This window comes from Acinetobacter sp. WCHA55 (assembly GCF_002165305.2).
GTDB lineage: Bacteria > Pseudomonadota > Gammaproteobacteria > Pseudomonadales > Moraxellaceae > Acinetobacter.
Window position 1 is genome coordinate 1,994,856 of record NZ_CP032286.1, and the last position, 12,674, is coordinate 2,007,529.

A 12,674-nucleotide genomic window follows, 5' to 3' on the forward strand; every position below is an offset into this window, starting at 1 on the left:
TCTGTGAAATTTTGACAGAGATAACCATGACTCAAGCTTTATATCTATCCGACATCACTCAAGCTGAGGTAGAGGTTCTAACTTGTGAACCCACTGAAGATGGTCGATTTGCCATTCAGCTCTCCAACACACCGTTTCACCCGCAAGGTGGTGGTCAACCCAGTGATGTAGGTAAAATCAATGATGTAGATGTGCTTCATGTTGTCATGCAAAATGATCAAATTATTCATTATTCTAATCACGCCACTACATTAGGTCTGGCGCAAGCACGAGTTGACCTCAACCGACGACGTTGTCACAGTCGCCTACACTCCGCAGGACACTTAATCGGGCATGTAATGCAAGCATTTGGCTGGGAACCTACCAAAGCACAGCACTGGCCAGAGGAATGCAAAGTCCAATTTGTCAAACAGGACCATTCTGAAGACCAAGATTTAGAAACTTTAGAGCTTCTATGTAATCAATATATTTCTAGCCAACTCGTCAGAGTGACTCAACAAAATGCTGATGGCTACCGTGAAGTCAGTTTTGGCGATTTACCTACATTTCCCTGTGGCGGAACCCATGTCCAAAATTTATCTGAAATTGGGACGCTCGAAATTACAGGCTATAAACTTAAAAAAGATAAATTAACCGTGAGCTATCGCGTTTCGGATGAGCATCAATAATATGTGGATGCAATATAGTTCAGAATTTTTAGCTTTGGCTTTGGTGCATTTTTTTGCGGTCCTTTTACCTGGTCCCGACTTCGCCATTACGGTTAGAAATAGCGTGCGCTATGGCTATGCAATTGGGTGCATCACGGCTATTGGAATTGGTCTAGGAATTTCCGTTCATGTTTTATATACCCTTGTAGGCTTGGGCATTGTTATTCAACAAAGTCCGTGGTTCATGCTTATTTTGAGAATAGCAGGCGCACTATATTTAATTTATTTAGGTTGGAGCTTATTACGTGCTCCCTCTGCCAATATCGATCCCTCGATTGAAGAAACTACCAATATGCCTTTGAGTCAAAGCAAAGCCTTTATAACAGGCTTTATGACCAATGCACTCAATCCCAAAGCGACTATTTTTTTTCTGGCTATATTTACTACACTGGTCAGCCCGACAACCCCGATGAAAGTGCAATTTGCTTATGGGGTATGGATGTGTAGTATTAATGCACTCTGGTTCATGCTGGTCGCTGTTTTGTTTTCTCGCCCCATCGTTCGACAGCAATTTTTAAAGATGGGTAAACAGTTTGAACGATTGATGGGGCTCATATTAATCACTCTGGCACTAAAGCTTTTGTTTACCCATTTATGATGTTTTATAACTGCAACAACTGTCTAATTATTCAAATTGCTTAACCACCGACATCCCGAATAATCGGATAAAATATAAGCAGCAAATTTTTAATCATTAAAGACGAAGTCATCTCACTAAAATTTGGCTTCACTTTAATTTCTTATATTTTGAAAATGCTTTTTAAATAAAAATTATTAAAGTAAATCTGTATTAAAAATGATCACATCAGCCATACTGTATTTTTATATCACATGGTAAAAAATATACATAAAAAAGGGGCTGGCATGAAATTTAAAACATATTTATTTATTTCACTCGGTATTTCTCTAAGCCAAAGTACAGTGGCAGAAAGCTTTACTGAGACCTTTCACGGCGCACCAAAACTAAATCTTAACCTATATGCCTTTGGTGCAGATGTCGATGGAAAAATAGGCCAAAGACACTTAAGTTATGTGGTCGATCAACCTTTGAAGGAAACCCTCAAGGAACTAGATCATTCTTTTATGGCGCACATTGATCTGAGTAAAGGTCGCTGGGGACTTTTTCTCGACCACCAAACGGTTGAAACCTCTCAAGAAAAAAGTGCGATGTCTTTACCTATTGCGCTCAGCACCAAGTTGAATCAAGCCAGCTATGGACTTTACTATCAAGCTTATCTCTCTCCCGAAACCACGATTCAAAATTATCCGAAACTTGTGGTAGAACCCACCATTGGGATAAATCACACCAAAGCGGAAGCAAGCCTGAGTGCTTTAAACCAAACATTAAACATGGCTACCTCATGGAACGAATTTTTCTGGGGTTCTCGTTTTAAATACAACTTTGACTCAGCTTGGAACTTGGCTTCAGAAGTTACTTTTGGCGTTGAAAATACTATTTCTGCACATGCTTATTTGGGGTATCGCATTCCAATCATGAATCGAAACCTAAACCTCAGAGCGGGTTATCGTTACTTTGACCAAGATTATAAAGCGAATAATTTTCATTGGGACATTCGACAACAAGGGCCAGTGATTGGCATTAATTTACCTATTTTCTAAGAGAGTATGATAATGAACAATGTATTAAAAAGAGTGTTATTTGCCGCTGGAATATTTGTGGTAGCCGAAGCTGCTATGGCATGTACCCGTGTAGTTTATCTGGGTAATAATGATGTCATAACTGCGCGTTCGATGGACTGGAAAAGCGATGTCGGGACAAATTTGTGGATCTTACCCAATAATGTCAAACGTAATGGTATGGCTGGACCAAAATCGATTCAATGGACCTCAAAATATGGCAGTGTGGTTGCAACAGGCTATGACATCTCCACCACCGATGGCGTCAATGAAAAAGGGCTCATGGCCAACTTACTGTGGTTGGTCGAGTCTGAATATCCAAATGTGCAAACCTCTAAAAAGCCACCTTTAAGTATTTCACTTTGGGCACAATATGTTTTAGACAATTATGCCACGGTGAATGAAGCCATTCAGGCACTTGAAAAAGAACCTTTCATCGTTGTAACTGATCAAGTTCCGGGTGAAAAACGTTTAGCGACACTGCATTTATCCATCTCCGATGCCACGGGTGATAGTGCCATTATTGAGTATATCAACGGTAAACAAGTGATTCATCATGGTCGACAGTACCAAGTGATGACTAATTCTCCAACGTTTGATCAACAGCTCGCTTTAAATAGCTATTGGAAGCAAATTGGTGGTACAACCATGCTTCCAGGCACTAACCGTGCATCTGATCGTTTTGCTCGTGCTTCTTTTTATATCAATGCGATTCCAAAAAATGCGACCCCAGACCATTCGCTTGCCAGTGTATTTAGTGTCATCCGCAATACCTCAGTCCCTTTTGGTCTAAACACTGAAGAAGAGCCGAATATCTCCTCAACCCGTTGGCGTACGGTGGTCGATCATAAACGTGGTTTATATTTCTTTGAATCTGCCGTTTCACCAAATGTGTTTTGGGTCGATTTAAAAGAGATTAACTTTAACGATGGGCAAACCAAGAAGTTAGAACTTGGCCCAGACCAAGCCATGACCTATGCAGGCAAAGCCAATGCCTCTTTTAAAGTCACCAAACAGTTTGAGTTTTTAGGAACTAAGCCCTAAGTTTTAGTTAAATCATAGAGTGAATAATATAAACACTTCCCATAATAGCCCTGCTCAAAGGGCTATTATTCACCCCAAATAAAGTTTTTATACTTATCTTTCACGACCAGATTTGACGTAGCCTTATTTATGGGCTGTTTTAAAATTTGAATTTTGACTCACGTCAGCATATTCTAAACAGACCGATTTCACTTCCAAACACGCCTTGTTGCGTAGGAGTATTTATCATGTCAAAGAAGTTACCCATCTACTTCTCGGATGACGCATGGTCGTCTTTACAAGATCTCATGGGGGCAGAAGGTAAACCCAGTCCCACTATCAATAGCATGCTCGAACAAATTGCACAGCAAGCTAAACTTTCAGATCAACTTGGGCTAACCCCTGTTCTACCTCAGTCTAAAGTCTCCATTCCTGTCTCTTTAGAACGCATTCCTGCAGGTCCAGCGTTCAGCACTAAAGATGAGCAAGGCAAAGCTATTGATCTGAATGATTTTCTAATTCAAAACCCCATTTCAACGTTCATGGCTTATGTGGACAGTGAATCAATGCTGGGCGCAGGTCTTGAAGTAAATGACCCGATTATTATTGATCGGAGTATTGAAGCCAAACACTACGACATTGTAGTGGCTTTAATTGATAATAATGACTCCACCATTAAAAGACTGATGATGACAAACAAAATGTCAAAGTCGGATATCAAAGACATTTTTGGGGATGAAAATTACCCTTTGCCTCAACTTTGGTTAAAAGCTGAAAACCCCGAGTATGAACATATTATTCCGACAGAAAATCAAACCTTTGTTATTTGGGGAGTGGTGACGTTTAACTTAAAACGTTTGTATCACCGTTAAGAATAATAAGAAGAAGTAACATGAAAAATGAAACTGAAATATTCGCGCTCGTTGACGTGAATAATTGCTATGTCTCGTGTGAACGTGTATTTAATCCCAAGCTCAATGACCATCCCGTCATTGTGTTAAGTAATAATGATGGTTGTGTCGTTGCTCGAAGCCAAGAAGCCAAGGGTCTCGGCATTCGTATGGCTGTCCCTTTTTTTCAAATTCAAGAACTCGTCCAGCAGCACAATATTCAAGTATTTTCGAGTAACTATGCTTTATATGGGGAAATGTCTCGCCGCTTCATGCAGTTACTCGGACAATATGTCGCAGCCGATGAACAGGAAATCTATTCGATTGATGAGTGTTTTTTAAAGCTGACGGCCTATGAGCATTTATTCGATATCACTGATTACGCCAAAGACATGAAAGACAAGGCATGGCAGTGGCTTGGTCTTCCCTGCTGTATTGGAATTGGTCGTTCCAAAACAGAAGCCAAAATAGCCAATCATCTGGCCAAGACAAATAAAGCGTTGAATGGCGTGTGCAATTTGGTACACATGGATCCATGTACGGCTGAATACATGCTTGCACATGTGGAGGTCGGTGAAGTCTGGGGAGTCGGTCGACAGAACTGCAAAAAGCTGAACTCGATGGCTATTTATACAGTTTTAGATTTGATCGAATCCAATCCGAGTGAAATCAAAAAGCACTTTAGCATAGTGATGGAAAAGACTGTCCGTGAACTTCAAGGGATGTCTTGCATCAATATTGAAAGTGATGAGGTTGCGCATAAGCAAATTATTAGTAGTCGTTCCTATGGTCAAGCTGTGTATGAAATTGATGACATCAAAGCCTCTGTACGCTTATATGTTGCCAGTGCAGTTAAACGCTTACGTCATGATGGCTCTATTTGTAAGATGATCGGGGTATATATTCAAACAGGACGTTTTAGTCAAAGTGAACGTTATTCGCCCTATACCATTGTGCACATGCATGAACATACCGATGATCTACTTGAAATTACACAGGCGGCCATGAAAGGCATTGACCAAATTTACAAGTCAGGGTTTAAATACAAAAAGGCTGGTATCATCCTTTTAGAAATTATGGATAAATCTAAATTTGTGCATGATCTTTTTACCGATTATAACCATAAAAATGACCGTGAAGAGCTCTCAAATACGATAGATGCCATTACTGAACGCTATGGTAAAAATATGATTTCTTTAGGGGTTTGTCATGAGAAGAAACAACCTTGGCAAATGAATCAGTTCAATCGCTCCCCTGCCTATTTGAGTAACTGGTCGGAGCTCTTTAGAGTGGGCTGAAGTTAAACCTTCATAAAAAATAGGTCACTTTCCACTGAACAAATACTCATAAGGATTTTTGAATGAACATCACGATTAGAGACGAACAGCCAGAAGATGTTAAAGGCATTGAAACGTTGACTCGCACTGCATTTTTAAATGCAGAACATACCAGTCATACGGAACAGAGATGGATCCGTAAATTTGAACAACTCCTATAAGTGATATTCTGCTCCTCAAATGATGTTATAAACATCAATATATGGAGTATTTTATGGCACGTAGACCAAGAAGAAATCATTCAAATGATTTTAAAGCTAAGGTAGCACTTGCTGCGATTAAAGCAGAAAAAACACTTGCTGAATTGAGTGCTGAGTTTGATGTTCATCAAAACCAAATTATTGACTGGAAAAATCAATTGATCTCAGCTTCCTCGCAAGCTTTCGATCAATCAAAAGCTCCAACAGAACCACCCATCGATCTAAAAAAACTACATGCAAAAATCGGTGAGCAGGCATTAGAAATTGATTTTTTAGAAGGTGTGTTGAAGAAACTGGGCCGCTTCAACCACAAAAGTTAATCGACGACTCACTTCAGATTTCAGTATCTAAGCAAGCTAAGCTGCTGAAAGTCTCCCGTGGTTGTTATTACTATCGCCCAAAACCTGTGAGTGCATCAGATCTGAAGCTGATGCGATGTATTGATGAATTACATATGCAATATCCTTTTGCAGGCAGTCGTATGATGCGTGATTTGTTGAATCGTCAAGGACATCATATAGGACGACGTCATACACGTACTTTAATGAAGAAAATGGGTATTCAGGCGTTATATTGCAAACCAAATTTAAGCCAGGCTAATCAAGCTCACCGTAAATATCCATATCTGCTCAAAGGGTTGGCTATTCAGCGCAGTAATCAAGTGTGGTCTACGGATATAACGTATATCCCTATGGCAAAAGGCTTTGTTTATTTATGTGCTGTGATTGATTGGCATAGCCGCAAGGTACTTGCGCATAGGGTATCGATTAGTATGGAGGTGGATTTTTGTATTTCGGCTTTAAATGAAGCGATTGAAAAATATGGTCGACCTGAAATATTTAATACAGACCAAGGCAGCCAGTTTACCAGTGATGCATTTATTGATGTATTGAAATCAAATGGCATTCAAATCAGTATGGATGGTAAAGGTCGATGGGTAGATAATGTGATGGTTGAACGATTATGGCGGAGCGTTAAATATGAAGAGGTGTATCTCAAAGCTTATAGCAGTGTCACAGATGCGAAAAAGCAATTAAGTGCATATTTTGAGTTTTATAATTTGAAACGACCTCATTCGAGTCTAGACAAAATGACACCAAATGAGTTTTACTATGATCAGCTACCCCAACAAAACAAGGTGGCTTAACTAGAGCGGAATATCACTTATAAATACGCTTTTAGTTGTTCAAACAAGTGGGACCACCTCTCTATCTTCATTTTAAGAAAAGTTGTTTTTCTTTACTTCGACGATTCACAAGCCCCTGCATATGTTTTCCACCCGCGTTCACCCATACATCAAACTGATCTGCTGCACCACGAATATCATTGGCATTCAGATTTTTTACTAAAGTTGATTGACTAAAAGCACTAGCCCCAATGTTATAGGCAAGTGAAACTAGGGCATCGAACTGATTTTGATTAAGTTGCACTGTGACTGCATTATTTACAACAACTTCAAACTTCTTTAAATCATGTGCCATGTATGTCTTAGCTTGTGCTTCCGTGCAGGTATCAGCTTTCTTAACTTTAATGCCGTTCGGATAAACTGTGGTACCGAAACCAATCGTCCACACTCCCACCCCATCATCATAGGCAGTAAGTCGCTTACCCTCGAAACTACAGATGAGATCCACGCCAAAAGGACTAACGGCCATCTGGTCGATCGCAAGACCCAACATATCAGCCACTGATGCATCTGTAGCTGTGGCAACCACTTGATTCGCAGCATCAACTTGTTTTTGAGTAAGTGTCCCACCGCTGATCTTTCTTAAAAAATCAAATATCTGTTTCATTTTCACTTACTCACTTAAACATTGCTTTAAAAGCTGATCGAATTTCAAAAATTAACTCACCAATGGTTTTACCACGTAATAGCTGGATTGCTTGATACCAGATGCCAATTAAGAACATTCCAAAAATCGCAAAGATCAACATCACAAAGCCTTGTGTCATATGTGAATAAACATGCCAACCATAGTATTCAATAAATGCTGAACCACCATACAAACTAATCGCTACGCTAAATGTGAACTTCATGATCACACCCATCGTGATTTTAATTCGCCCTTCAGTGTCGATATCACCACTTAATGTAAGAGCAAAAATTGCCCCAACCACTGCAGCTATAATTTTAAAAAGCCATGGTAGGCCCTTGATGCTTAATGGGTCATTCATAGACCACTCCTAATTTTTGGCAATAAAAAAGCACCCGAAGGTGCCATTCACTTAATTTTTTGTCAGTTATGCGGTTTATGAAATTTCTTGCACACCCAAATCATCGCTACGGATAGCATCATCTGGTAGGTATTTATAACATCACACAGAAGTATGGAAAGAAATACGCACAGGTACTGGCTGGCCATGCAACTGTGAAGATGACGGATCACTATTTAGAAGGACATTAAGCGCCAAAACCAGAGCGGATTAGCTACCGTTAGTCATGCCAATAAGCTGATGCTTTCATTACATGGATCATCAGCTTTGGTACATTAACCCAATTTTAAATGTTATTCCTAAGTAGAAATGTCCTACCTAATAACCAAATAGAAATGTCCTATATGGACATTTCCAAGTCAAGCACAGGATTTAGATTTCGTTCTTGAATTGCTGTTTTCTGTGCACGTCTGCTTGGCATCTTTTGAGAACGATTACGTTTGTTTTGCTGTTCCAGTTCTTCATGCTGTTGTTGGATATGATTCAGAACAGCACCCAACCGTTTATTCTCAACAATCTCTCGCTGATTCAGCTGACTTAATTTATCGAAGAGGCTGTAATTGATCTTTCGGCTATTATGCATGATGGCTACAGTACCATCCGGGTATTCAAGGAACTCAAGATACTTACCGATCAACCTTTGATTTTCTTCGGTGTTTTCCAGGAGATATACGCATTTATCATAAGTAATCGTCAGACTATTCGTGACTCTGCGGGGTTCACGCCAAGTAAAAATATCATCTAATTCTTCGGCTGTTTCAGTGATAGACCGATGTAGATTCTTAGGATTAAAAGCCATCTTGGCGAACTTCTGATTGAACTCCTCAATGAAGCAGGGTAGCCAGACATTAGCTTGCTCAATCGAACAGATGCCTTTCAGGCGCATCTCCTTGATCAGACGGTCCTGAAGGGTTCTGTTGGCCCGTTCCACACGGCCTTTGGCCTGCGGTGAATTAGCGAAGATGATATCGATATTCAGGGTGCTGAGTACACGTCCAAACTGGGTAATCTTGGTGTCTTTCTTGCTGCTTTGATTCACTCTAAAGACTGAATGTTTGTCGCTGTAAAACGCTAAAGGCTTACCGTGCTGTTCGACATATAAGCGTGTTGAAATCATATAGTCAAAGGTTGATTCTGACTCACAGAAGCGTAAATGCTGCAATTTTCCTGTAGCATCATCGATAAACACCAGCAGACAGCATTTAGCAGCGCGTCCTTCAAACCAGTCATGGTGTGAGCCATCAATTTGGATCAGTTCACCAAAGCAATCCCGGTTGTAACGAGGCTGATACGGTCGTTTCAGGCGCTTGGATCTAGGCATCCATAAGTCAGCTGCAATCATCCAAGAACGCAGGGTTTCTACTGAAAGATCGAATCCATGTACGGTGGTAAGCTTTTCATGCGCTAAAGTGGGTCCGAAACCATGCAGTTGGTCAGAAACAATATTGAGGCACTTGAGTCTGAGTTCTTCAGGAAGTTTAGAATTGCTGATTTGGCCACGACCGGCATGGGCTAATGCAGATGGACCTTGAGCTTTGTATTTCTGCAGTAAGCGTCTGATCTGACGTTCTGAAATATGAAGTAGCTGAGCAGCCTGGGATTGAGTTATGCGTTGATCGCAGATTTCCTGCAAGACCGACAATCGTTTAAGTTCTTTATCCGACATAGACACCAACATATCAAACCGTCCGCTAAGGAAATTGCAGAAGTGCATATTCTAAAAGCGGACATTTTTACTTTGGAGAAACCGGACATTTCTATTTTGGAGTTACATTAAAAATTCGTATAATCGCCATTATGTTAAATGACCTCGCTCTTCTGGAGGTAAATAAATTAAGAAACCTTCAATAATTTGATCACTATATTCGTCTGAATATGCTGTTCTATAATTTGTTTCTATTTCAACGGGAATAAGTTCCCCTGCTTTATCACAATCTTCTTTATATTCAAGATAATGTTTATCACCCCAAAAATAAAAATTATATTGATCTCTGACAGAATCTAACCTATCTCCTATGCCTAGTAGCCCTAATAGTTTTCCTTGATATCCCTGACCAGCATAAATGAATTCTAGCCTTTGGGTACTAGAATTGAATGTTAGAGTGATGATCTTATTCCAATAACAATATATTTCATTGATAGAATCACCCCAAGGTAAAATCTCATTTCGATGTAAAATTAGCCACTTATCTCTTTCGGAGTACGTGCTTTCTAATTCAGTATAATCATTAATAATCTGATATTTTGAATTAGCCTTAAAACGTTCGAAATCTAATCCTAATGTGATATCAGCAATAGATTTTGTTGGAATAATTTCAGCTTCTAAATTGGGGATCAATTGCTCATACCTTACAAAGAATTAGTTTTCAAAAATATAGATGTCCAATTAGTTATTGATTTAGCTACCGTTAGTCATCGTTTTTAAATTTAAATAGGCGAGTTTTCCACATTGGGGAATTACGCCATTCCCCGAAGAGACCCCGAAAGTTCTCCGAAAACAAAAAGCCCACTTTTGAAGTGGGCTTTAAGTTACTGAATTAACAGCTATATTTGGTAGGCATATCCAGACTCGAACTGGAGACCTCTACGATGTCAACGTAGCGCTCTAACCAACTGAGCTATACGCCTATATGCCACGCATCATATTCAGTTTTTTTCACTTAGACAAGAACTTTCTTTTATCTTTCAATACAGATGCACAAGTTTTAAGCATTCGTTTAAATTGTTGAATATTTTTTGAATTCAACGTATTGGAATAACGCATTTGTTGATAAAAAGCAGCCGCCCGCTTAAATAAAACTTGCTGCTCAGGCTTAACCTCTCGAGCTAAGCGCAACAACCATTGATTTACCGTTTCGGCATTTTGCTTACGCTGCTCTGCGGTTAAGCATTTAGAAAAATGCAGAATCGCAAGATCATATTCAGAAATCTGAGCACGTTTACGCCAAAATATAACCCACCAGTACAGTAAAACTAATCCACCAATGCTAATCATAATCAGCAATACCAATGAATAACTGGATTGAAGTCCCAATTTTTGCAACCAACCTCGTTGAGTCTCTGCATTGTAGCCAACTACCTTACTTTGCCATTGGTAGCTTGCGTAATCACTCCAAATCCGCATTTTGTTGAACACCGAATAGCGCTGCGCATTCCATCCACTGCTCTCCCCCCAAACACTGACATCTTGGATCATTAAATCTTGCATCCCTTGTTCAATACGCTGTGGTGCAATCATCGCTGTTGGGTCATAGCGTTTCCAGCGCCCACCCACAAAGACCTCCGTCCATGCATGCGCATCTAACTGTCGAACTTCCCAACTTTTTTCATCTGGTGAAGGCTGACCACCTTGATACCCAACCACAATACGCGCTGGAATTCCCACATAACGCATCAACATCGCAAAACTAGAGGCATAATGTTCACAAAACCCTTGTTTGGACTGAAACAAAAACTCATCAATACGATTCTGTCCCAACAAGCCTGGTTGCAAGGTATAGCTAAAGCCATTGTTGCGGTACCATTGCAAAACATTTTGGATATAACGGTTTGGATTGGCATTACTTTGTTTAAAGAGTTGTTGTGCAAATTGTTGTGCTTTCAGATCTATTTGCTCAGGCGCTTTTAAGTTAATACTTCGTTGCACATTGGATAGTTTAGTTTGAGTAAGTTGGACATTTCCCATCCATTGTAGTGAAATCGGCTCTACACGCTGTACTTGACGATAAGCCTGAATACTCCAATCCTGACGTAGCTGATAACGTCGCTCTAAAGGTTGTGAATATTCCAATCCCATGATCCAAGGAATCGCGGCATCAGCGGGTAAATATTGATAGTTCCATTTTTTAGATGCAGATATTTGGCCTAGCGTCTCATTTGCAATACTTTGCTGATTGATAAAACTACTGGTCCACTTTTGACCATCATACTGATCTAAGACCATCGCACGCCAGTAAAGCTCAGAACGCTTTGGGAGCTGACTAACATCGCCAATAATACGAAAAGCCAAATGACTCGACTGAGATAATTGTGCAATATCACCAGGTGACATACTGTCGCTCATGCCTGTCACTGCTTTATTTTCAGGAATTGGAATATGCCAAAGTGGGGGTAAGCGTGGAAAAAACATAAACAACAGCACAAAAAAAGGCAGTGCGAGACCTACAAATTTAATGACGTGTTTTGCATCTTGCTTTAAAGCCAAACTACTCGAATTTTGAGATACGAAAAAACTGGTTTGCACTCGATACAGCCCCAACAAACAACTCAATAAACAGAGCAAAACCATCACTGCTGTCATAAATGACTGACTATGCAGAAACATACTCGCCGCAACAAATAAAGCAAAGTTAAACAAAATAATCACATCACGCTGCGTTTTTGTTTCTAAGGCTTTCGCAAAGAGAAAGATGCTTAAAACGGCTACACCCGCTTCCACCCCTAAAAAGCTTTGATAGCTCCAAAAAGTGACCGCTAGACTAGCAAGGGTTAAAATGTAAATTGCCCATTTCGGGAAATGGTTGCCCATAGGTTTCATGAAATACCATAGACAACCGATACAAATGGCGAAAATGACACTCAATAGCACAGGGCTAAAACTTAGTTGTGTACCCCAGATTAAAATCAGTGTCAGTACAATGGCAATACGAATAGAAGAATGCATAT

General features: G+C 39.9%; 12 protein-coding genes, 1 tRNA gene and 1 pseudogene. 8 read left to right on the top strand and 6 right to left on the bottom strand.

What is annotated here, in order from left to right; translation table 11 throughout:
- The first annotated feature begins 26 nt into the window (after positions 1 to 26).
- The 8 genes and pseudogenes from CDG62_RS12490 to CDG62_RS12525 all read left to right on the top strand — a co-directional run bounded on the left by CDG62_RS12490 (position 27) and on the right by CDG62_RS12525 (position 6,942).
- Positions 27 to 668 carry a hypothetical protein gene (locus CDG62_RS12490; RefSeq protein ID WP_087528893.1) on the top strand — a complete coding sequence of 214 codons (642 nt, stop codon included), beginning with the start codon at positions 27 to 29 and terminating at the stop codon, positions 666 to 668.
- Position 669: 1 nt separating this feature from the next.
- Entirely contained in the window at positions 670 to 1,305 is a 636-nt protein-coding gene (locus tag CDG62_RS12495; protein WP_087528892.1) for a LysE family translocator, read from the top strand.
- 266 nt (positions 1,306 to 1,571) lie between these two features.
- On the top strand, positions 1,572 to 2,327 hold the full coding sequence (locus CDG62_RS12500) for a hypothetical protein (RefSeq protein ID WP_087528891.1): 756 nt from the start codon (positions 1,572 to 1,574) through the stop codon (positions 2,325 to 2,327).
- A 12-nt stretch (positions 2,328 to 2,339) separates the two neighbouring features.
- On the top strand, positions 2,340 to 3,389 hold the full coding sequence (locus CDG62_RS12505; RefSeq protein WP_087528890.1) for a linear amide C-N hydrolase: 1,050 nt from the start codon (positions 2,340 to 2,342) through the stop codon (positions 3,387 to 3,389).
- A 227-nt stretch (positions 3,390 to 3,616) separates the two neighbouring features.
- A complete protein-coding gene (locus tag CDG62_RS12510) occupies positions 3,617 to 4,240 on the top strand; it encodes a LexA family protein (protein ID WP_087528889.1) in 624 nt (207 codons plus the stop codon).
- Positions 4,241 to 4,260: 20 nt separating this feature from the next.
- On the top strand, positions 4,261 to 5,556 hold the full coding sequence (locus tag CDG62_RS12515) for a Y-family DNA polymerase (RefSeq protein ID WP_087528888.1): 1,296 nt from the start codon (positions 4,261 to 4,263) through the stop codon (positions 5,554 to 5,556).
- Positions 5,557 to 5,618: 62 nt separating this feature from the next.
- Positions 5,619 to 5,750, top strand: a pseudogene (locus tag CDG62_RS12520) (GNAT family N-acetyltransferase); the annotation flags it as partial.
- Positions 5,751 to 5,809: 59 nt separating this feature from the next.
- Positions 5,810 to 6,942 (top strand): IS3-like element ISAba14 family transposase gene (locus tag CDG62_RS12525; RefSeq protein ID WP_223155595.1). Its coding sequence is split into 2 segments (ribosomal slippage): positions 5,810 to 6,062 and positions 6,062 to 6,942, totalling 1,134 coding nucleotides; the frame shifts between segments, so codons are not numbered across the junction.
- Between the two features lie 67 nt (positions 6,943 to 7,009).
- Here the strand turns inward: CDG62_RS12525 and CDG62_RS12530 are convergent.
- The 6 genes from CDG62_RS12530 to CDG62_RS12555 all read right to left on the bottom strand — a co-directional run bounded on the left by CDG62_RS12530 (position 7,010) and on the right by CDG62_RS12555 (position 12,672).
- Positions 7,010 to 7,588, bottom strand: coding sequence for a lysozyme (locus CDG62_RS12530; protein WP_087528924.1), 579 nt, complete (start codon positions 7,586 to 7,588; stop codon positions 7,010 to 7,012).
- A 10-nt stretch (positions 7,589 to 7,598) separates the two neighbouring features.
- Positions 7,599 to 7,970 carry a hypothetical protein gene (locus CDG62_RS12535; protein ID WP_087528925.1) on the bottom strand — a complete coding sequence of 124 codons (372 nt, stop codon included), beginning with the start codon at positions 7,968 to 7,970 and terminating at the stop codon, positions 7,599 to 7,601.
- A 379-nt stretch (positions 7,971 to 8,349) separates the two neighbouring features.
- Positions 8,350 to 9,675, bottom strand: coding sequence for an ISNCY family transposase (locus CDG62_RS12540; RefSeq protein ID WP_020899627.1), 1,326 nt, complete (start codon positions 9,673 to 9,675; stop codon positions 8,350 to 8,352).
- A 129-nt stretch (positions 9,676 to 9,804) separates the two neighbouring features.
- Positions 9,805 to 10,347 carry a hypothetical protein gene (locus CDG62_RS12545; protein ID WP_087528542.1) on the bottom strand — a complete coding sequence of 181 codons (543 nt, stop codon included), beginning with the start codon at positions 10,345 to 10,347 and terminating at the stop codon, positions 9,805 to 9,807.
- A gap of 213 nt (positions 10,348 to 10,560) precedes the next feature.
- Positions 10,561 to 10,637 (bottom strand) — tRNA-Val (locus tag CDG62_RS12550).
- Between the two features lie 28 nt (positions 10,638 to 10,665).
- Positions 10,666 to 12,672: a transglutaminaseTgpA domain-containing protein gene (locus tag CDG62_RS12555; RefSeq protein WP_087528543.1), complete on the bottom strand. Its 2,007-nt coding sequence runs from the start codon at positions 12,670 to 12,672 to the stop codon at positions 10,666 to 10,668.
- Positions 12,673 to 12,674 lie beyond the last annotated feature (2 nt).